The sequence below is a fragment of the Micromonospora sp. NPDC049799 genome (assembly GCF_040656655.1).
Taxonomy (GTDB): Bacteria; Actinomycetota; Actinomycetes; order Mycobacteriales; family Micromonosporaceae; genus Micromonospora.
Genome location: NZ_JBFAMU010000043.1, coordinates 1 through 20,800 on the forward strand (window position 1 = coordinate 1; position 20,800 = coordinate 20,800).

A 20,800-nucleotide genomic window follows, 5' to 3' on the forward strand; every position below is an offset into this window, starting at 1 on the left:
GTGACCGGCGCGCAGACCGCGATGGACGCGGCGGCCGAAGCGCTGGGCGCCGGGGTGTCCGGCGCCGACGACGCGTACGCCGAGGCGCTGGAGCGCTGGCTCGCCCTCGGCGGGGCCGACCTCGACGAGCGGGCCGAGCAGGTCGCCGCCGAGCTGGGCCTCTCCGTCGACCTGGGCCAGGAGATGACCGGGCTGTCCGGCGGCCAGGCGGCCCGTGCCGGGCTGGCGTCGTTGCTGCTCAGCCGGTACGACGTCTTCCTGCTCGACGAGCCCACCAACGACCTCGACCTGGCCGGCCTGGAACGGCTGGAGGAGTTCGTCACCGGACTGCGCGCCGGCACGGTGCTGGTCAGCCACGACCGGGAGTTCCTGACCCGCACGGTCACCCGGGTGCTGGAGCTGGACCTGCACCAGCGGCAGGTCAACCACTACGGCGGTGGCTACGCGGCGTACCTGGAGGAGCGTGAGGTGGCCCGTCGGCACGCCCGCGCGGACTACGAGGAGTACGCCGACACCCGCGCCGACCTGGAGGCGCGGGGCCGCATGCAGCGCGCCTGGATGGAGAAGGGCGTCCGCAACGCCCGGCGCAAGGCCGGCGACAACGACAAGCACGCGAAGAACTTCCGGGGCCAGACCTCGGAGAAGCAGGCGGCGAAGGCCCGGCAGACCGACCGGATGATCGAGCGGCTGGAGGTGGTCGAGGAGCCGCGCAAGGAGTGGGAGCTGCGCATGGAGATCGCCGCCGCGCCCCGCGCCGGCGCCGTCGTGGCCACTCTCCGCGACGCCGTCATACGCCGGGGAGGCTTCGCCCTCGGCCCGGTGACCCTCCAGGTCGACTGGGCCGACCGGATCGCGGTGACCGGGGCGAACGGGTCGGGCAAGTCGACCCTGCTGGCCGCCCTGCTCGGTCGGCTGCCGCTGGACGCCGGGCAGGCCGCGCTGGGCCCCGGGGTCGTGGTCGGCGAGGTGGACCAGGCGCGGGGACTCTTCCTCTCCGACGTCCCCCTGATCGACGCGTTCTCCGCCGCCGTACCGGATCTCCCGCCGGCGGACGCGCGCACGCTGCTGGCCAAGTTCGGCCTGCGGGCGGCGCACGTGACGCGGCCCGCGGCGACCCTCTCCCCTGGTGAGCGGACCCGGGCCGCGCTGGCCCTGCTCCAGGCGCGGGGGGTCAACCTGCTGGTCCTGGACGAGCCGACCAACCACCTCGACCTGCCCGCCATCGAGCAGTTGGAGTCGGCTCTGGCCGGGTACCCGGGCACGCTCCTGCTGGTCACCCACGACCGGCGGATGCTGGACGCGGTGGCGACCACCCGGCGCCTGCGGGTGGACGCCGGACGGATCGCCGAGGATTGATCCGTGCCGACCCGGCCGCGCCGGGTGAGAATGAGCCATGCTCAAGTGGGAGTACGCGCTGCTGGTTCGCCGTCGTCAGGCGGCCACCAACGACATCGGCTGGGAGGTCGTCTTCGTCTGGTACGGGCCGGACGGCTCGATGGTGGACGTGACGGCGTACGGCGACACGGCGCTGGCCCACCTGAACCGGGCCGGTGACCAGGGCTGGGAGCTGGTCGCCATGAGCGAGGACCCGTCCCTGCCCGGCAACAACGAGCTGCACCGGTACCACCTCAAGCGGCCCAGGGCGGCCACGCCCCAACCGCGCCAGCGGATGCGCGCCGCCGGCCGGCCCCGGCGCACCATCTCGGGGTGAACGACCCCTTCGGGCGACCGACGCATGACGGGCGCGGATGCGGGTAACGGGCGGCCGGAGGTGGGCCGATGGTCGCGCTGGCACAGACTCCGCCCTCGGCCGAACGGCTGCGGGCGGTCGACGGGTTCCTCGCCGAGGCATGGACCGACCAGGCCCGGCACGACGACCGGCTACGGGACCTCGCGGTCGAGGTCCGCTTCGACCGCGGGGTGGCGCACCTGAGCGGGGAGGTCGCCGACCCGGGTGAGCTGCGGCTGGTCCGGGACCGGGTGGGCCGGCTCGCCGGGGTGCTCGCGGTCTGGTGCCGGGTACGCGTCGGCGGCCGGGATCCGGTGGTGGTCGACCTGGGCTGCGGTGCGACCAAGCAGTGGCCGGGCAACCTCGGGTTGGACATCTTCCCGGCGCCCGGCGTGGACGCGGTCGCCGACCTGTCCGGGTCGCTGCCACTGGCCGACGACTCGGTGGACGTGTTCTTCGCGGTGCACATCCTGGAGCACCTGATCGACTTCCTGCCGCTGGTCGACGAGGCGCACCGGGTGCTCCGGCCCGGCGGCGTGCTGCACGTGATGAGCCCCTGGTGGGGTCACGTCAACGCGGTGGCCGACCCGACCCACGTACGGCTGCTGGACGTGCAGACGTTCAAGGGGATCTGCCTCCAACGCCCACCGGGCACACCCCGTTGGTACCCCCTGCACGCTGGCTGCGACGGCGCCTCCATCTTCGCCGACCTGACCCCGCTGTCCCCGGATGCCGACGGCCCCACCCCCGCCCACCTGGCCCGCTTCTTCGACTGACCCCCCTCGGGCGCGTTGATCAAGGAGTTTGCGTCAGATCGAGGCGGAATCCTGACGCAAAGCTCTTGATCAACCGCGGATGGGGCGGGGGGCCGTGGGCCGTGGGCCGGGGGGGGTTAGGGGCCTTGGGTGCTTTCGCGTAGTTCGAGGTGGTAGGGGGCGGGGAGTTCGCGGGGTGGGGCCGTGCGGTCGCCGTCGATGCGGTTGGCGAGGAGTTCCACCGCGAGGCGGGCGATGCGCTCCTTGTCCGGCGCGACGGTGCTCAGGGTGGGCACCGAGTACCGGCCGTCCTCGATGTCGTCGAAGCCGGCCACCGCGACGTCGTCCGGCACCCGCAGGCCGGCCTCGTGCAAGGCCCGCAGGGCGCCCAACGCCAGGGTGTCGTTGAAGCAGAAGACGGCGTCGGGGCGTACCGGAAGGGACAACAGGGACCGCATCGCGACCGCGCCCTCCGCGCGGTGCCAGGCCGGCGCGGGCGCCACCAGGGCCTCGTCGAAGTCGAGGCCGGCGTCGGCGTGCGCGGCGGCGTAGCCGGCGAGCCGGAGCCGGGCGCTGGCGCCCTCGGGGGTGCGCTGCGAGCCGATGGCGGCGATCCGGCGGCGGCCGAGGCCGATCAGGTGGGCGGTGATCTCCCGGGCGGCGGCCACGTTGTCGATGCCGACGTGGTCGTAGGGGCCGTGGTCGACCCGCTCGCCGAGCAGGACCATCGGTGTGCCGTCGAGGCCGGCGAGGTCCCCGGCGGTGAGCGCCAGCGGGCTGAAGATCAGCCCGTCGATGAGGTGCTCGGTGATGCCGCTGGCGACCACCCGTTCCTGCTCCCGCCCACCGCCGGTCTGGTCGATCAGCACCGTCCAGCCCAGCTCCGCGGCGGCCGTCACGACGTGCCGGGCCAGCTCGGCGAAGTACGGGATGTCCAGCTCCGGCACGGCCAGGGCGATCACCCCGGTCCGCCCCTTGCGCAGGTTGCGCGCGGACAGGTTCGGCCGGTAGTTCAGCTCGGCGATCGCCTCCTCGACCCGCGCTCGGGTGTCCGGTTTGACGTGCACGTAGCCGTTGACCACGTTCGAGACGGTCTTCACCGACACGCCGGCTCGCTCCGCCACATCCTTGAGCCTGTGCCGCACTGACGCCTCCCCGATCTAGCTGGACCGAACCCTACCGTGTCACGGCCAGATCACGACCTCTTTACAACGTTGCTTACAACGTTGTAGAAATCAAGGCAGAAGGGTGACTCCGGTCACCCGGACCGGCAACAGGAAAGGTGGCACCCCCTTGCGGACCGCGCAGCTCACCATCGACCCGGCCTTCGCGATCGGCCCCGCCGACCGGCGCCTCTTCGGCTCCTTCGTCGAGCACATGGGCCGCTGCGTCTACGGCGGGGTCTACGAGCCGGGACACCCCACGGCGGACGCCCGCGGGCTGCGTGGCGACGTGCTGGAGCTGACCCGCGAGCTGGGCGTCTCGGTGGTCCGCTACCCCGGCGGCAACTTCGTCTCCGGCTACCGCTGGGAGGACGGCGTCGGCCCGGTCGGCGACCGCCCGCGCCGGCTCGACCTGGCCTGGAAGACGATCGAGACCAACGCCTTCGGCCTGCACGAGTTCATGACCTGGGCCGACGAGGCTGGCGTCGAGCCGATGATGGCGGTCAACCTCGGCACCCGCGGTGTGCAGGAGGCCTGCGACCTGCTGGAGTACGCCAACCACCCGGGCGGGACGCAGCTGTCCGACCTGCGGCGCAAGAACGGCGCCGAGGACCCGTACGCGGTGCGGCTCTGGTGCCTCGGCAACGAGCTGGACGGCCCGTGGCAGGTCGGGCACAAGACCGCCGACGAGTACGGCCGGCTCGCCGCCGAGACCGCCCGGGCGATGAAGATGATCGACCCGTCGATCAGCCTGGTCGCCTGCGGCAGTTCCAAGCGGGCCATGCCGACCTTCGCCTCGTGGGAGGCGACCGTGCTGGAGCACACCTACGAGCACGTCGACTACATCTCCGCGCACACCTACTACGACCCCTCCGACGGCGACCGGGCGAGCATCCTCGCCTCCGCCGTCGACATGGACAGCTTCATCGCCGACGTGATCGCCACCGCCGACCACGTCGCGGCCAAGCAGCGGCACCGCCGCAAGCTCAAGATCTCCTTCGACGAGTGGAACGTCTGGTACGAGTCCCGCCTCAAGGCCGACCTGGACCGGCGCGGTTGGGTCGAGGCGCCGGCGCTGATCGAGGACGACTTCACCGCGGTCGACGCGGTGGTCGTCGGCGACCTGCTGATCACCCTGCTCCGGCACGCCGACCGGGTCGGTGTGGCCTGCCAGGCACAGCTCGCCAACGTGATCGCCCCGATCCGCACCCGCACCGGCGGCCCCGCCTGGCGGCAGAGCATCTTCCACCCGTTCGCGCTGACCGCCCGGTACGCGCGCGGCACCGTGCTGCGGACCGAGCCGGTCGGTCCGACGTACGAGACGAAGCGGCACGGCGAGGTTCCGGTGCTGGACACCGTCGCCGTGCACGACGAGGAGTCCGGCGATCTGACCGTCTTCGCGGTCAACCGGGGCGAGACCGACCTGCCCCTCGACCTCGACCTGCGCGGCCTGCCGGCCCTGCGCGCGCTCGAGCACCTGAGCCTCGCCGCCGGGGACGACCCGACGGCGACGAACACCGAGGCCGAACCCGACCGGGTGACGCCCCGGGAGATGAACACCCCCACCACCGACAGCGGCCGGTGCTCCGTGCTCCTGCCGGCCGCCTCCTGGAACGTGCTGCGCTTCGCCCCCGTGAACGGCTGACGTCGTACCGGCTCCGACCAGGCACAATTCATCCCCGTCCCCCAAGGAGTGAAAAGGCATGATCCACAACGAAATGAGCCGGCGGCGACTGCTCGGCCTCGGTCTGGGCCTCGGCGCCGCGGCCTCGCTGACCCTCGCGGGCTGCGGTGGCGACGACGACGCGGGTCCCGCGGCCGGCAACGGCGGCAAGGACTACACCGGCCCGAAGGTGGACCTGAAGCTTTGGAACGGCTTCACCGGCGGTGACGGCGACATCTTCAAGACGCTGGTGAACCAGTTCAACACGGAGCACCAGAACATCGCGGTCAGCGTCGCCACCTACCAGTGGGAGGACTACTACAACAAGCTCCCCGGCGCCGCGTCCAGCGGCAACGGCCCGGACATCGCGGTCATGCACATGGACCAGCTCGCCACCTTCGCCGCTCGCGGCGTGATCACCGAGCTGGACGACGTGGCGAAGACCCTGGAGCTCTCCGAGGGCGACTTCGCCCCCACCGTCTGGAAGGGCGGCCTCTACAACGACAAGCGGTACGGCATCCCGCTGGACATGCACCCGCTGGGCTTCTACTACAACAAGTCCGTCATGCAGAAGGCCGGCCTGGACCCGAACAAGCCGCCGACCACCCGCGAGGAGTACACCGCCGCGCTGACCGAGCTGAAGAAGTCGGGCGTGCAGGGCTTCTGGGTCAGCCCGTTCCAGTTCACCGGCGGCATGACCTTCTACTCCCTGCTGCACCAGTGGGGCGGCAGCGTCTTCGACGCCGAGGCCAAGAACGCGACCTTCAACTCCGACCAGGCGGTCGAGGCGTGCACCTGGCTGACCGACATGGTCAAGCAGGGATTCTCTCCGGCGAACGTCGGCCAGGACGCGGACTACCTCGCCTTCAAGAGCGGGAAGAACGCCTTCAACTGGAACGGCATCTGGCAGATCAACGACCTGAAGAAGAGCTCCGAGATCCAGTGGGGCGTGGCCCCGCTGCCCCAGATCGGCAGCCAGCAGGCCGCCTGGGCCAACTCGCACAACTTCACCATCGTGAAGGGCCGGGCCAACGACGCCAACAAGGTCTCCGCGTCGAAGGTCTTCATCAACTGGCTCAGTGAGCACTCGCTGGACTGGGCCAAGGGCGGCCAGGTGCCGGCCCGCAAGACGGTCCGCGAGGACGCCGGTTTCAAGGCCCTCGCCGAGGTCAACGCCCTGGCCCCCGAGCTGGAGTACGCGGCCTTCCCGCCGGCGGCCCCCGGCCTGGGCGAGGTCATGACCACCTTCTACAACTCCTTCAACGAGGCGGCCCTGGGCAAGAAGTCGCCGAAGCAGGCGCTCGACGACGGCGTGGCCAAGGCCAACAAGCAGCTGGAGGACAACCGCAAGAAGTACGGGAGCTGATTCCCCGTGGCGGACGTGATCGAGGTGGGGGCGGCGCGTGGTGACGCGCCGCCCCCGGCGGCCGACCCGGCGGGGCGGGGTGCCCGGGCGAACCGGACCGGGCGGGCGACGCCCTACCTCTTCCTCGCCCCGTACCTGATCCTCTTCGGGGTGTTCGGCCTGCTGCCGATCGTCCTCGGCCTCTGGCTCAGCGTGCACCAGTGGGACTTCCAGCTGCCCAACCGGCCGTTCGTCGGGCTCGACAACTACAAGGACCTGTTCTCCAGCGACTCGGCGGTCTACGGCGACTGGTGGCAGAGCGTACGGGCCACCGCGATCTTCACCCTCTTCTCGGTGCCCCTGCTCGTGGTGCTGCCGCTGGGGCTGGCGCTGCTGCTGAACCGCTCGTTCCCGGGCCGCACCTTCTTCCGGGCGGTCTACTTCGCCCCGTACGTCCTGGGTGTCGCGGTCATCGGGCTGCTCTGGCGGTTCCTGCTCGACGCCAACCTGGGCCTGGTCAACCGGCTCGCGGGGCTCGTCGGGCTACCGGCGGACACGCCGTGGGTGACCAGCACGCCGTGGGCCTGGGTCTCCCTGGTCGGCGTGACCGTCTGGTGGACCTCCGGCTTCAACGCGGTGATCTACCTGGCCGGTCTCCAGGACATCCCGCAGGAGCTGTACGAGGCGGCGAAGGTCGACGGCGCGACCGCCTGGGAACGGTTCCGTCACGTCACGCTCCCCGGCCTGCGCCCGGTCATGCTCTTCGTGATCACCACGACCGTGCTCGCCTCGGCGAACGTGTTCGGCCAGTCGTTCCTCATCACGCAGGGCGCGCCGGGGACCGAGACCCGCACGGTGGTCTGGTTCATCGTCGAGGAGGGGCTGCGGGACAACGACGCCGGTCGGGCCGCCGCGATGAGCATCGTGTTCGCCCTGATGCTGGCCGTCGTGAGCATCGCCAACTTCCGCCTCTTCCGCTACCGGGAAGACTGAGGGGACCGCCATGACGACGCCCACGAGCGACACCCGGCCCGCCCCGCGCGCCACCACCCCGACCCCGGCGGAGAGGCCCACGACCCGGGCACCGGGCGCCACGCTGCGGCGCACCGGGCTGTACGTGGTCGTGGTGGCCCTGGCCCTGGTCTTCCTGGCCCCACTGGTCTGGATGGTCATCACCTCGCTGAAGACCTACACCGCCGCCCAGCAGATCCCGCCCTCCTGGCTGCCCAACCCGTTCTCCGGGTACGGCTACGAGCAGATCCTCAACAACACGGCGAACCCGGTGCTGCGCTGGTTCCTGAACAGCATGGTGGCCGCCACGCTGCACGCGTTCCTCGTGCTGGTGACCGCCTCGATGGCCGCGTACGCGCTGGCGCGGCTGCAGTTCCGCGGCCGCAAGGTGCTCTTCGCGCTGATCGTCGGCACGCTCTTCATCCCGCCGACGTCGCTGATCATCCCGAACTTCCTGATCGTCGACTCGCTGGACTGGATCGACACCCTCGCCGTGGTGATCGTGCCCGGCGCGGCGAGCGCGTTCGGGGTGTTCTTCCTGCGGCAGTTCTTCCTCTCCCTGCCCCGGGAGCTGGAGGAGGCCGCGACCCTCGACGGGGCGAGCCAGTGGCAGATCTTCTGGAAGGTCGTGCTGCCGCTGTCGAAGCCGGCCCTGTCGACCCTCGCGGTGCTGTCGTTCCTCACCAACTGGAACGACTTCCTCTGGCCGATCTTCGTGCTGTTCAGCCCGGAGATGCTCACCCTGCCGCCGGGCCTGGGGCTGCTGCAAGGCTCCTACGTCACCGACTACCCGGTGATCATGGCCGGTGCGGTGCTGGCGAGCGTTCCGGTGCTGATCCTCTTCGTCCTCGCGCAGCGGCACATCATCCAGGGTGTGTCCCGCAGCGGCCTGAAGGGATGAGGGCGGGAACCTCCCGGCGACGCGGCGCGGCGGCGGTTCTCGCCGCCGCGCTGCTCGTCGCCGGTTGCGGACAGAACCCCACAAGCACGAGTACGGGAGACGACGTGTCGACGTTCACCAACCCGGTCGTCCGGAGTGACAACCCGGATCCGCAGGCGATCCGGGTGGGCGACACCTGGTACCTCTTCTCGACCAACGCCGGTGGGCGTAACGTCCCGGTGCTCACGTCGCCGGACCTGGTCCAGTGGTCCCCGGCCGGGGACGCGCTGCCGGACCTGCCGGCCTGGGCGCTGACCGGGAAGACCTGGGCGCCGGAGGTGATCGAGCTGGCCCCGGACCGGTTCGTCCTCTACTACACGGTGGCCGACAAGGAATCCGGCCGGCAGTGCGTCGGGCGGGCGGTGTCGAGCGCGCCGCAGGGGCCGTACCGGGACGACTCCACCGGGCCGCTGATCTGCCAGGCCGAGACGGGCGGGTCCATCGACGCCAGCCCGTTCCGGGACACCGACGGCAGCCTCTGGCTGCTGTGGAAGAACGACGGCAACGCGGTCGGCGTGGACACCTGGCTGTGGTCGCAGCGCCTCGCCGACGACGGCCTGACCCTGGTGGGCGAGCCGACGAAGCTGCTCAAGCAGACCGAGCCGTGGGAGGGCACCCTCATCGAGGGGCCGTTCCTGCACCGGCAGGACGGGAAGCTGTATCTATTCTTCGCTGCCAACGCGTACGACCGGGCGGAGTACGCCCAGGGCTACGCGGTCTGCGAGTCGCCGGCCGGCCCGTGCGTGAAGGCGCCGGAGAACCCGATCCTGAAGAGCAACGGCGTCGCCTCCGGCCCGGGTCACGCGAGCATGGTGGTCGCCGACGGCCGCACGTGGCTGCTCTACCACGCCTGGCCGCCCGGTCAGGAGGGCACGGTCGACCCGGGTCGCCAGGTCTGGCTGGACGAGGTCGTCTGGGAGAACGGCAAACCGGTGGTGAAGGGCCCCACCGGAACCCCCCAACCCCGCCCCTGACCCGCCGCGGTCGCAGTTTCACGGAAAGAGTGGCCATTCCGCGTGGAATGGCCACTCTTTCCATGAAACGGGCCCCTCGGGGGTGGGGATCAGGCCGCGTGGTGCTCGCGTTCGGCCAGGCGATTGCGGCGGTAGCCGTAGCCGAAGTAGATGACCGCGCCGAGCAGCATCCACGCGCCGAACCGCATCCAGGTCTCCACCGACAGGTTCAGCATCAGATAGAAACAGGCCAGGGCCGACACGATCGGCAGCACCGGGTTGAACGGCACCGTGAACGGCCGGTCCAGGTCGGGCCGCCTGCGGCGCAGGATCGGCACCGCCACCGACACCAGGACGAACGCGCAGAGCGCGCCGATGCTGACCAGGTCGGCCAGGGCCGACAGCGGCAGGAAGCCGGCGAGCAGGGCGACCACGACGGTCATGACCGCCGAGATCCGGTACGGGGTTCCCCAGCGCGGGTGCACCTTGGCGACCGAGGGCGGGATGAGGCCGTCCCGGGAGATGGCGAAGCCGATCCGGCCCATCGCCACCAGGTCGACCAGGATGACGCTGGTCAGACCGGCGACCGCGGCGATGGAGACGAGGATCCCGGCCCAGCCGGCGCCGACGGCCTCGAAGGCGGCGGCGATCGGTGCGCCGCGGTCGATCTGGTCGTACGGGACCATGCCGACCAGCACCAGCGAGACGCCGATGTAGAGCACCGTGGAGATCAACAGGGTGCCGAGCAGGCCGAGGGTGAGGTCGCGGCGCGGACGCCGGGTCTCCTCACCGAGGTTCGCCACGGCCTCGAAGCCGGTGTACGCGAAGAACACCACCGCGGCGGCGCTGAGCACACCGACGAAGCCGAAGACCGAGGGTTCGAGCCCGAAGAGGGCCTGCGTGACGGGCTGCTTGATGCCGTCCTCACCGCCGCCGGCCGGCTCGGCCGGCGGGACGAACGGGGTCAGGTTGGCGGCCTTCACGAAGAACGCCCCGGCGATCACGATGAACACGCAGATGGCGACCTTGACCAGGACGAGCACGTTGGTCACCCGGGCGGACTCGCGGACGCCGATGATCGCCACGACGCCGAGCAGCAGGACGATGCCGATCGCGCCGAGGTTGACCACGCTGCCCTCCTCGCCGAACCAGGCGACGGGCAGGTCGAACAACTCGGCAAGGTAGCCGGACCAGCCCCGGGCCACCACCGCCGCGCCGAGCGCGAACTCCAGCAGCAGGTCCCAGCCGATGATCCACGCGACGATCTCGCCCATCGTGGCGTACGCGTAGGTGTAGGCGCTGCCGGCGGCCGGCACGCTGGACGCCAGTTCGGCGTAGCAGAGCGCGGCCAGCAGGGCGACCACGCCGGCGATGGCGAACGAGATCACCACGCCCGGCCCGGCGCTGTCGCGGGCCTCGATGCCGGTGAGTGTGAAGATGCCGGTGCCGATCACGATGCCGATGCCGAAGCCGGTGAGGTCGCGCGCGCCGAGCCGCCTCTTCAATCCGGGGCGGCCGTCCTCGCCGTCCGCCTCGCTCTGCGCTATGACGTCCTTGATCGGTTTGGTACGCAGCACGGACACCGCGTTTTCTCCCCTCCCCTGACCACCCCCGCGGTGGCTGGTGCCGGGCGATGCTACCCAGGGCGGACCCTCCCCAACCGCCACGCTTCCCCCCAATAAAGGCGTCACCGCCCGTGTGTGTCCGGCCACCTTCGGCGTGGTGGGGCCGGCCACAACGGTGGCGACCAACCCGACGAACGGATCGATCGGCGCAGACCTCTTGCGCGACGCCCACGTGGTGTGAAAATTTCCTACCAGCGGCAGATGCTCAACGGCGAATTGTGCCGATGACGCTCCTGCCGCGACGGACCCTGCCACGGGAGCCCCAACGAAGGGAAAGGCCCCATGAAGGCACCTCGGCTCGGAGCAGCCGGGCTGGCCGCAGCCCTGCTCGGCGCGCTCGTCGCCGTCACCCCCGCGAGCGCGGCGCCCGACGCGCCCGCCGCCGACTCCACCACCACCTGCGTCACCGACCCGGCCACGCCGAAGCGGCAGTTCCGGGCCATGTGGATCTCCTCGGTCGTCAACATCGACTGGCCGAGCAAGGCGTCCCAGACCGCGCCCGACCGGGTCGCCGCCCAGCAGGCCGAGTACCGGAGCCTGCTCGACCTGGCCGAGCGGCTCAACCACAACGCCGTCGTCGTCCAGGTCCGGCCGACCGCCGACGCGTTCTGGCCGTCACCGCACGAGCCCTGGTCGGAGTTCCTGACCGGCGTCCGGGGCCAGGACCCGGGCTGGGACCCGCTGGCGTTCCTCGTCGCCGAGGCGCACGCGCGCAACCTGGAGTTCCACGCCTGGTTCAACCCGTACCGCGTCTCCATGCCGGCACCCTCCGGCGCGGGCGCCGACGTCACCAAGCTCGCGCCCGGCCACCCGGCCCAGCAGCACCCGGAGTGGACCTTCGCGTACCCGCCGGCCGGCGTCGCCGGCAGCCGGCTCTACTACAACCCCGGCATTCCGGAGGTCCGCGAGTTCGTCCAGACCGCGATGATGGACGCGGTGCAGCGGTACGACGTCGACGGCGTCCACTTCGACGACTACTTCTACCCCTACCCGAGCGGCACCTGGCAGGTGCCCGACGACGCGACGTTCGCGGAGTTCAACCGCGGATTCACCGACAAGGCCGACTGGCGGCGGGACAACATCAACCTGCTGGTCCGGGAGATGGGCGAGAAGGTCAAGGCGGCCAAGCCGTGGGTGAAGTTCGGCGTCAGCCCGTTCGGCATCTGGCGCAACAAGACCGTCGACCCGCTCGGCTCGGACACCACCGGCAGCCAGTCGTACGACATCATCTCCGCCGACACCCGTAAGTGGATCAAGGAGGAGTGGATCGACTACGTGGTGCCGCAGCTGTACTGGTACATCGGCCAGTACCCGGCCGCCGACTACGCACGCCTGGTGCCGTGGTGGGCCGAGCAGGTGCGGGGCACCCGCGTGCAGCTCTACATCGGTCAGGCCGACTACAAGAGCGGCGAACCGGTGTACGGGCCGTTCTGGCAGAACCCGCGGGAGCTGTCCGACCACCTGACGCTCAACCGGTCGTACCCGGAGGTCCTGGGCAACGTCCACTTCTCGGCCGTCCAGGTCCGGGCGAACCGGCTCGGCGCCACCGACATCTACGCCGCCGAGCACTACTCCCGGCCGGCGCTGGTGCCGGCGATGCCGCACCTGCCGCGCCAGCCGCTGCTCATGCCGGTGGTCACCGGGACCCAGCGGCAGGACGACGGGGTCCGGCTGAGCTGGCGGCAGCCGGCGGACGGGGTGGACCCGCTGGGCACCGCGACGTCGTACGCGATCTACCGGCTGGACGGGACCGACCTGGCCGACCGCTGCGACCTGGCGGACGCGGCGCACCTGGTCGACACCGTCCGCGCCCGGCCCGATGCGGCCACCCAGACCTGGGTGGACACCACCGCCCAGCCGGGTCAGCGGTACACGTACGTGGTGACGGCCCTGGACCGGCTGGCGAACGAGGGTCCGGCCAGCCCGCCGGCCTTCGTACGCTGACCGGTCGACCGGTCTGAACGATGCCCCGGGCGCTCTCCGCGCCCGGGGCATTCGTCTGTTTCCACACCCGTCACGAATCCTTGACCCTCCGCACAGGACCCGGCCGGTCAATTGATCGACACTTGTCGACACCTGGTTACCCGCCAGTGAACGACCGTCCCACCCGCAAACCCCCGCGGAGGTACCCGTGCCCAGACGTCTCACCACCGGACTCGCCTCGGTCGTCATCGCCCTGCTCGGCGTGCTCGGGGTGGCCTCCCCCGCCGCCGCCGTCACCACCACCGAGAAGGTCGCCGTCCTGTCCAGCTGGACCCAGACCAGCGCCACCAGCTACAACGCCTGGAACTCCGCACGGCTCAACAAGGCCGCCTGGTCGGCGTACGCCTTCGACTGGTCCACCGACTACTGCTCGTCCAGCCCGGACAACCCCCTCGGGTTCAGGTTCGACCTCTCCTGCTACCGGCACGACTTCGGCTACCGCAACTACAAGGCGGTCGGCCTGTTCTCCGCCAACAAGGCCCGCCTGGACAGCGCCTTCTACGCGGACCTGAAGCGCTCCTGCGCCACGTACAGCTCGATCGTCCGGCCGGCCTGCTACAGCCTCGCCTGGACCTACTACCAGGCGGTCAGCGTCTTCGGCTCGACGGCCGCCGTCCAGCAGTCCGACATCGACCGCGCCGCCCGAATGAAGGCCCAAGCCGAGGCCACCGCCGCCCGCACCTAACCCCCACCCCCCACCCACCCCCCAGGAGTTGATCAAGGGGTTTGCGTCAGCATCCGAGCCGGACCTGACGCAAACCCCTTGATCAACCAGGGAAGGAAGGGGGAGGGGAGGGGCGCTGTTAGGCGTGTTCGGTGTGGCGGTCGGGGGCGCCGAAGGGTTGGCGTGGGGGGACTGGCCGGGGAGGGCTCGCGCGGGTGTGGAAGCGCGTCGAGTCGGCGGCCAGGTCCGGGTGCTCGACGCCCAGGGCCACCGCGGCGGCCTCCTCCAGACCCAGGTCGGCCCCCTCGCCGTACGCGGCGTCGAAGGCCGCGTCACCCATCCGCAGGCGTAGCTCCGCCTGCTGCTCGGCCCAGTACGCCCCGTGGATGCCGGCGGTGGAACGCAGGCTCGCCCGGGTCGCCTGCGCCGCGCCGAACAGCCGCGCCGCGGTCGCCAGGTCACCACCGACCGCGCACCGCACCGCCATCGCGTGCAGCGTGTCGCAGGCACGCCCGTGGAAGCCGTGGGCCATCCGGGAGCGCAGCGCCACCACCAGGTGCTCGTGCGCGGCGATCAGGTCGTTCCGGGCCAGGGCGACCATGCCGAGCAGCATGTCGACCGAACGCCGACCACGGTCGAGGGGGCGGGCCGCCTCCACCGGGCGGGCCGCGCCGAGCAGCTCCGCCGCCTCGTCCAGGGCACCGCGCCGCCACAGCAGCTCGGCCAGGGCGTACACCGCGAGGAGCGCGTCACCCACCACGTCCTGCCGGTGGGCCCAGTCGATGACCTCCCGGCAGACCCGTTCGGCCTCGGCGAACTGTCCCATGTCGACCAGGGGAGCGGCCCGCCCGGCGAGCACCCGGGCCAGCAGGCCGGCGTCGCCGGCCTGCCGCGCCGCCGCCTCCGCCCGCTGGGAGAAACGCAGCTCCTCGACGAACTCACCGTCCGCCCCGGCGTGCAGCGAGTGCATGTGGTACGCCGCCGCCAGCTCCGCCTCGGGGACCCGCTCCCCCGTCTCGGCCAGCCGCCCGTACAGCCGGGACAGCCACAGCCGCCCCTCACGGGCCAGCCCTCGCTCCCGCCACCACTGGTCGAGGCCACCCGCGAGGCGGAGCCCCGCCCGGGCGCTGCCCCCGACGGCGCACCAGCGCAGCGCGGCACGCGACTCACCGGCGAGCGGGTCCAGCGCGTACAGGGACAGGGTGACCGGCCGGCCGTCCGGGCCCAGGTGTGCCCGCTCCAGCGCGTGCGCCGACCAGGCCACGTGCCGGTTACGGGCGGCCTCCTCCTCGCCCGCCTCCGCCAACCGCCGGGCCGCGTACGCCCGGATCGGGTCCAGCATCCGGTACGTGCTGCCCGAGGCGTGCGGCTCGGCCAGCACCATCGACTTGTCCACCAGCACCGAGAGCGGGTCCAACGGGTCGTCCGCGAGCAGCCACTCCACCGTGGAGAGGTCCACCGGCCCGGCGAAGACCGACAGCCACCGCAGCAGGCGCGCGGCGCGCGGACCGAGCGTTCGGTACGACCACGTCACCGTGGCCTGCATCGTCAGGTGCCGCTCGGTGGCGGACCGCTGCACCGCCCGGGTGGCCGGGGACGGCGGCGACAGACCGACGGCCGCCGCCACCAGGTCCACGGTGTCCTGCTGGTTGCCCGTCCACGCCCGCTCGGCCGGAGGTGACTCGGGAACGTCCCGCCCGGCGTCCAGGGTGCCGAGCACGTCGTCGAGGCGCTCCGCGAGCTGCCCGACCGACAACACCCGCAACCGGGCGGCGGCCAACTCGATCGCCAGCGGCAGGCCGTCCAGGCGCTGCACCACCCGGCGCAGGTCGGCCGACTCGGCGGGGTCCGGTTGCCGGCCGCCCCGGGCCGCCGCCGTCCGGTCCAGCAGCAGCGCCACCGCGTCGCTCTCCGCGCCGGCCACCGGCGGGTCCACCGACAACGGCGGGATCCGCCACACCACCTCACCGAGCAGGCCGAACGGCTCCCGGCTCGTGGCGAGCACCCGGACACCCGTGCCGCCGGCCAGCAGCCGGGAGATCACGTCGGCGGACGCGACCGGCTGCGCGTCGCACGTGTCGAGCACGATCAGCATCCGCCGGCCGGCCGCGTACTCCACCAGGGTGTCCACCACCGGGCGGCCCGGCTCGGGACGCAGGCCGAGCACGGCGGCCACCGCGAACGCCACCAGACCCGGATCGGTGACCGTGGCGATGTCCACGAACCAGACCCCGTCCGGGTGGGAGTCCACCAGGTCGGCGGCGAGCTCCACGGCGAGCCGGGTCTTGCCCGTCCCGCCCGCGCCGAGCACCGTCACCAGCCGGTGGGCCTCCATCAGCCGCCGCAGCTCCGCCCGCTCCGCCTGCCGGCCGACGAACGAGGTGACCTGGGTGGGCAGGTTGTGCGCGACCGCGTCGGCGGTACGCGGTCGCGGGAACTGCCGTTCCAGGCCCGGGGCGACGAGCTGGAAGAGCCGTTCCCGGTCGTCGAAGCCCCGCAACCGGTGCAGGCCGAGGTCGAGGAGGGAGGCGCCGGGCGGCAACGGGTCCGCGTGGCGGGCCGCCGACGCCGAGCAGAGCACCTGGCCACCATGCGCCGCGGCGGCGACCCGGGCGGCCCGGTGCACCTCCGGGCTCGCGTACTCGCCGTCGCGCGGCTCGGCCCAACCCGTGTGCAGACCCATCCGGACCCGGGGGGCGGCCTCCGACGTCGGCCAGTCGTGGTTGGCCAGCGCCCGCTGGGCGGTCAGACAGGCGGTCAGCGCGGCGGACGCGTCGGCGAAGGCCAGGAAGAACGAGTCACCCTCGGTCAGCAGCTCCGCGCCCTCGGTCGCGGCGATCGTACGGCGCAGCAGCCGCCGGTGCTCCCGGAGCACCGGCCGGTAGTCGGGGCCGAGCAGCTGGGCCAGCCGCGTGGAGCCCTCGATGTCGGTGAACACGAAGGTCACCCACCCGGTCGGGAGGTGGATCCGTGTCGACATGCGAGGAACCTCCGCCCGTGACGTCGGGTTCATGCTGCCCGAACCCGAGTCGTCACGCATCGTGAGAACGGTCGGCCCAGTTCGGCCCCAACGTGCCAACTCGGACGCCCGGCGGCAGGAACGGCGGACCGTCGGCACTGGACCGCGCCGGCAGCGGCCACGCCTTCCCGCCGGGCGGGAACACGCAGCTCAGCAGCCGCAGCCACCGCCACAGCAGCCGCCACCGGCGGCCGGCGCGGCAGGACCGACGGCAGCCCCGGAACCACCGCGGCCGGTGACCGCCACCGTCGAGAGCAGCTTCACGGTGTCGGTGTGTCCCTCCGGGCAGGACGCCGGTGCGCCGGCCTGCGCCATCGGGCGGTTGACCTCGAAGGTGTCGCCGCAGGCGCGGCAGCGGAACTCGTACCGGGGCATGGCAACAGGGTACGACCGGTCCTGACGTACGGGCGAGTATGGGTGATACTCAACTGGTGGTGGACGGCGAGGACGGCGTCGAGGACGAGCGCGACGGTGTGCGGGTCGAAGGCCGGCTCCCGGGCGTCGGGGCGTTCGCGACCGGCGCGGAAGTCCCAGTGCCGGGCGGAGAAGTCGTCCAGGGCGTCGAGCACCGCGGCGAGGTCGCCGGTGGGCCAGTCGCCGCCGAAGTGCCCGACGAGCGACCGCAGCGGGGGTGACTCCACCCAGGCCCGTACGTCCTGCGTCAGCTGGGCGACGCTCGTGCCGGCCGCGCCGCTCGGCAACGCCACGTCCCGGATCCGCACGAGCCGGATGCTACCTCCGACGAAGGGTCGAGGCGCGGCATCCGCCCGGTCGTCAGTTCGGCGGGCGCTGCCACGGATCCCGTTGTCGGGGGGCGTCGCCACGACGGGAAAGCGGCCTGGTGGCGGTCCCGCGCCCCGGAATTCGTGCCGACCCGGGGTTGACGCGGTGTCAGGAGGATGGTGCGCTCGCGCTACACAGTGACAGTTGTCCCTGGCACGGGGTGATGAGAGCGTGCGGGGACGCCAACCGCGCTGAGAGGTGCCACGATGACCACCGACGACCTGCTGGCCCGGCATCGCGCCGTGCTCCCGTCCTGGATGCCGCTCTACTACGCCGAGCCGATCGAGCTGGTCTCCGGCTCCGGTCGCCGGGTGACCGACGCGCAGGGGCGCACCTACCTGGACTTCTTCGGCGGCGTGCTCACCAACATGATCGGCTACGACATTCCGGAGATCCGCGAGGCGGTGGAGCGGCAGATCCGCACCGGCGTCGTGCACACCTCCACGATCTACCTGATCCGTCAGCAGGTGGAGCTGGCCGAGAAGATCGCCCGCCTGTCCGGCATCCCGGACGCCCGGGTCTTCTTCACCAACTCCGGCACCGAGGCGAACGAGGCGGCCCTGCTGGTCGCGACCAACCACCGGCGCTCGCACCAGATCCTCGCCGTGCGCAACAGCTACCACGGCCGGTCGTACGCGGCGATGGGCGTCACCGGCAACCGCAACTGGTCCGCCAGCGGCCTCAACCCGCTCCAGGTGGCCTGGCTGCACTCCGGTGAGCGGCTGCGCGGCCTGCTGTCCCGGCTGCCGGAGTCCGACCGGGTCGAGGCGGCCGTGGAGGACCTGCGCGAGGTCCTCGCCACCCAGACCGCCGGCGACGTGGCCTGCCTGATCGCCGAGCCGATCCAGGGCGTCGGCGGTTTCGTCGCCCCGCCGGACGGGCTCTTCGCGGCCTGGAAGAAGGTGCTCGACGAGCACGGCATCCTGCTGATCAGTGACGAGGTGCAGACCGGCTGGGGTCGTACCGGCGAGCACTTCTGGGGCTACCAGGCGCACGGCGTCACGCCGGACCTGCTCACCTTCGCCAAGGGCATCGGCAACGGCTTCGCGCTGGCCGGGGTGGTCGGCCGGGCCGACGTGCTGGAGTCGGTGCCGGCGATCAGCTTCTCCACCTTCGGCGGCAACCCGGTCTCCACCGCCGCCGGGAACGCCGTCCTCGACTATCTGCGCGACCACGACCTCCAGGCCAACGCGGCCCGCGTCGGCGCGATCCTCGCCGACGGCCTGCGGTCCGCCCTGGCCGGTCTCGACTGCGTCGCCGAGGTACGCGGGAAGGGCCTCATGCTCGGCGTCGAGTTCGTCCGGCCGGGCACGGCGGAACCCGACCCGGCGCTGACCGCCCGCGTGTTCGAGGCGTGCCGCGCCGGTGGCCTGCTCGCCGGCAAGGGCGGCCTGCACGGGAACGTGCTGCGGATGGGTCCACCGCTGACCCTGACCGAGGACGAGGCCCGGGAGGGCCTGGCCATCCTGGTCGAGGCGGTCCGCTCCTGCGCCGCCGAGGCGGTGGCGGCGTGAACCTCATCGGGCACTTCGTCGACGGAAAGCGGATCGGCGGCGCGTCGGAGCGGCGCGGGGACGTGTTCGACCCGGCGACCGGCCGGCGTACCGGTCAGGTGGAGCTGGCCTCCGCCGCGGACGTCGCGGTCGCGGTCGAGGCCGCCGAGCGGGCCGCGCGGACCTGGCGGGACGTGAGCCTGGCCCGGCGGACGGCGGTGCTGTTCGCCTTCCGTGAGCTGGTCCACGCGCGGCGGGACCGGCTCGCGGAGGTGATCACCGCCGAGCACGGCAAGGTCCTCGCCGACGCCGCCGGCGAGGTGCAGCGCGGGCTGGAGGTCATCGAGTACGCCTGCGGCCTGCCCTCGGCGTTGCGCGGCGCGTTCAGCGAGAACGTGTCGACCGAGGTCGACTCGTACACGATCCGGCAGCCGCTGGGCGTGGTCGCCGTGATCTCGCCGTTCAACTTCCCGGTGATGGTCCCACTGTGGTTCGTCCCGGTCGCGGTGGCGGCGGGCAACGCGGTGGTGCTGAAGCCGAGCGAGAAGGACCCGAGCGCGGCGCTGCTGCTGGCCGAGTGGTTCGCCGAGGCGGGGCTGCCCGACGGGGTGCTCAACGTGGTGAACGGTGACAAGGAGGCGGTCGACGCGCTGCTGGATCATCCGGCGGTGAAGGCGGTGTCGTTCGTCGGCTCCACCCCGATCGCCCGGTACGTCTACCAGCGCGGCACCGCCGCCGGCAAGCGGGTGCAGGCCCTGGGCGGGGCGAAGAACCACATGGTGGTGCTGCCCGACGCCGACCTGGACCTGGCCGCCGACGCGGCGGTGAACGCCGGGTTCGGCTCGGCGGGGGAGCGGTGCATGGCGATCTCCGCGCTGGTCGCGGTGGAGCCGATCGCCGACGCGCTGGTCGCGAAGATCGCCGAGCGGGTGGCCGGCCTGCGGACCGGCGACGGCCGGCGCGGATGCGACATGGGTCCGCTGGTCACGGCGGCGCACGCCGAGCGGGTCCGGGGGTACGTCGAGGCCGGTGTGGCGGCCGGCGCCACTCCGGTGGTGGACGGCCGGGACGTCGAGCCGGACGGCGACGCCGGCGGGTTCTGGCTCGGCCCGACGCTGTTCGACCACGTCACCCCGGACATGTCGATCTACACCGACGAGATCTTCGGGCCGGTGCTCAGCGTGCTCCGGGTCGGCTCGTACGACGAGGCGGTCGACCTGGTCAACGCCAGCCCGTACGGCAACGGCACGGCGATCTTCACCAACGACGGCGGCGCGGCCCGGCGCTACCAGCACGAGGTGGAGGTCGGCATGGTCGGGATCAACGTGCCGATCCCGGTGCCGATGGCCTACCACTCCTTCGGCGGCTGGAAGTCCTCCCTCTTCGGGGACCTGCACGCGCACGGCGAGGACGGGGTGCGGTTCTACACCCGGAGCAAGGTCGTCACCAGCCGCTGGCTCGACCCGCGCCACGGCGGGATCAACCTCGGCTTCCCGACCCAGTCCTGAGCAACCGCAGGGTGCCGGCCCCGGCGACGTACGCCACCAGGGCCGGCACCGGCAGGCCCAGCGGCTCCGGGGCCGAGCGCGACGTGCGGGCGTTGGCGACCAGCGCGTACACGACGGCGACGTACGCGACGACGGTGAGCGTGGTGCGCACCGAGGCCCGGCCGGC

15 protein-coding genes and 3 pseudogenes are annotated in these 20,800 nt (G+C 72.1%); 13 read left to right on the forward strand and 5 right to left on the reverse strand.

The genetic code is table 11. The annotated features are described in order from the left end of the window. The 3 genes and pseudogenes from AB0I76_RS06210 to AB0I76_RS06220 form a co-directional block, all read left to right on the forward strand. Window positions 1-1,356, forward strand: a 1,356-nt coding sequence (locus tag AB0I76_RS06210) for an ATP-binding cassette domain-containing protein (RefSeq protein WP_357030494.1), incomplete at its 5' end; no start/stop codon positions are given. A 37-nt stretch (window positions 1,357-1,393) separates the two neighbouring features. Beyond that, window positions 1,394-1,645, forward strand: a pseudogene (locus AB0I76_RS06215) (hypothetical protein); the annotation flags it as partial. Window positions 1,646-1,779: 134 nt separating this feature from the next. Then, window positions 1,780-2,505, forward strand: coding sequence for a methyltransferase domain-containing protein (locus tag AB0I76_RS06220; RefSeq protein WP_357030496.1), 726 nt, complete (start codon window positions 1,780-1,782; stop codon window positions 2,503-2,505). A gap of 116 nt (window positions 2,506-2,621) precedes the next feature. Here the strand turns inward: AB0I76_RS06220 and AB0I76_RS06225 are convergent, their stop codons facing one another. Continuing rightward, window positions 2,622-3,629, reverse strand: coding sequence for a LacI family DNA-binding transcriptional regulator (locus AB0I76_RS06225; RefSeq protein WP_357030498.1), 1,008 nt, complete (start codon window positions 3,627-3,629; stop codon window positions 2,622-2,624). 148 nt (window positions 3,630-3,777) lie between these two features. Between AB0I76_RS06225 and AB0I76_RS06230 the strand changes: the two genes are divergently transcribed. Genes AB0I76_RS06230 through AB0I76_RS06250 form a run of 5 tightly spaced genes read left to right on the forward strand, consistent with a single transcriptional unit; the run spans window position 3,778 to window position 9,580 of the window. Then, window positions 3,778-5,292, forward strand: a complete 1,515-nt coding sequence (locus AB0I76_RS06230; protein WP_357030500.1) for an alpha-N-arabinofuranosidase — start codon at window positions 3,778-3,780, stop codon at window positions 5,290-5,292. A gap of 58 nt (window positions 5,293-5,350) precedes the next feature. Continuing rightward, complete coding sequence (locus tag AB0I76_RS06235; protein WP_357030502.1) at window positions 5,351-6,676, forward strand: ABC transporter substrate-binding protein; 1,326 nt, start codon at window positions 5,351-5,353, stop codon at window positions 6,674-6,676. A gap of 6 nt (window positions 6,677-6,682) precedes the next feature. After that, complete coding sequence (locus AB0I76_RS06240) at window positions 6,683-7,648, forward strand: sugar ABC transporter permease (protein ID WP_357030505.1); 966 nt, start codon at window positions 6,683-6,685, stop codon at window positions 7,646-7,648. Between the two features lie 10 nt (window positions 7,649-7,658). After that, window positions 7,659-8,567: a carbohydrate ABC transporter permease gene (locus AB0I76_RS06245; RefSeq protein ID WP_357030507.1), complete on the forward strand. Its 909-nt coding sequence runs from the start codon at window positions 7,659-7,661 to the stop codon at window positions 8,565-8,567. Then, complete coding sequence (locus tag AB0I76_RS06250; RefSeq protein ID WP_357030509.1) at window positions 8,564-9,580, forward strand: glycoside hydrolase family 43 protein; 1,017 nt, start codon at window positions 8,564-8,566, stop codon at window positions 9,578-9,580. Before AB0I76_RS06245 ends, AB0I76_RS06250 begins: the two co-directional genes overlap by 4 nt. 89 nt (window positions 9,581-9,669) lie before the next feature. Here AB0I76_RS06250 and AB0I76_RS06255 read toward each other — a convergent pair whose 3' ends face one another. After that, window positions 9,670-11,142 carry an amino acid permease gene (locus AB0I76_RS06255; protein ID WP_357030511.1) on the reverse strand — a complete coding sequence of 491 codons (1,473 nt, stop codon included), beginning with the start codon at window positions 11,140-11,142 and terminating at the stop codon, window positions 9,670-9,672. Between the two features lie 324 nt (window positions 11,143-11,466). On the opposite strand from AB0I76_RS06255, the gene AB0I76_RS06260 reads away from it, so the two are divergent. Both AB0I76_RS06260 and AB0I76_RS06265 read left to right on the forward strand, forming a co-directional pair. Beyond that, a complete protein-coding gene (locus AB0I76_RS06260; RefSeq protein ID WP_357030513.1) occupies window positions 11,467-13,128 on the forward strand; it encodes a family 10 glycosylhydrolase in 1,662 nt (553 codons plus the stop codon). Between the two features lie 187 nt (window positions 13,129-13,315). Continuing rightward, complete coding sequence (locus AB0I76_RS06265) at window positions 13,316-13,852, forward strand: phospholipase (protein ID WP_357030515.1); 537 nt, start codon at window positions 13,316-13,318, stop codon at window positions 13,850-13,852. A 199-nt stretch (window positions 13,853-14,051) separates the two neighbouring features. On the opposite strand, the pseudogene AB0I76_RS06270 reads toward AB0I76_RS06265, so the two are convergent. Beyond that, window positions 14,052-16,811: pseudogene (locus AB0I76_RS06270) on the reverse strand (NB-ARC domain-containing protein); the annotation flags it as partial. A gap of 189 nt (window positions 16,812-17,000) precedes the next feature. Next, window positions 17,001-17,225, reverse strand: a complete 225-nt coding sequence (locus tag AB0I76_RS06275; protein ID WP_357030517.1) for a zinc ribbon domain-containing protein — start codon at window positions 17,223-17,225, stop codon at window positions 17,001-17,003. Window positions 17,226-17,281: 56 nt separating this feature from the next. On the opposite strand from AB0I76_RS06275, the gene AB0I76_RS06280 reads away from it, so the two are divergent. From AB0I76_RS06280 to AB0I76_RS06290, 3 genes are all read left to right on the forward strand, one after another. Continuing rightward, window positions 17,282-17,485 carry a hypothetical protein gene (locus AB0I76_RS06280; RefSeq protein WP_357030519.1) on the forward strand — a complete coding sequence of 68 codons (204 nt, stop codon included), beginning with the start codon at window positions 17,282-17,284 and terminating at the stop codon, window positions 17,483-17,485. A 354-nt stretch (window positions 17,486-17,839) separates the two neighbouring features. Further along, on the forward strand, window positions 17,840-19,147 hold the full coding sequence (locus AB0I76_RS06285; RefSeq protein WP_357030521.1) for an aspartate aminotransferase family protein: 1,308 nt from the start codon (window positions 17,840-17,842) through the stop codon (window positions 19,145-19,147). Beyond that, window positions 19,144-20,634, forward strand: coding sequence for a CoA-acylating methylmalonate-semialdehyde dehydrogenase (locus AB0I76_RS06290; RefSeq protein ID WP_357030524.1), 1,491 nt, complete (start codon window positions 19,144-19,146; stop codon window positions 20,632-20,634). The genes AB0I76_RS06285 and AB0I76_RS06290 overlap by 4 nt, the downstream gene beginning before the upstream one ends. Here AB0I76_RS06290 and AB0I76_RS06295 read toward each other — a convergent pair. After that, window positions 20,606-20,800: pseudogene (locus AB0I76_RS06295) on the reverse strand (acyltransferase); the annotation flags it as partial. The gene AB0I76_RS06290 and the pseudogene AB0I76_RS06295 overlap by 29 nt on opposite strands.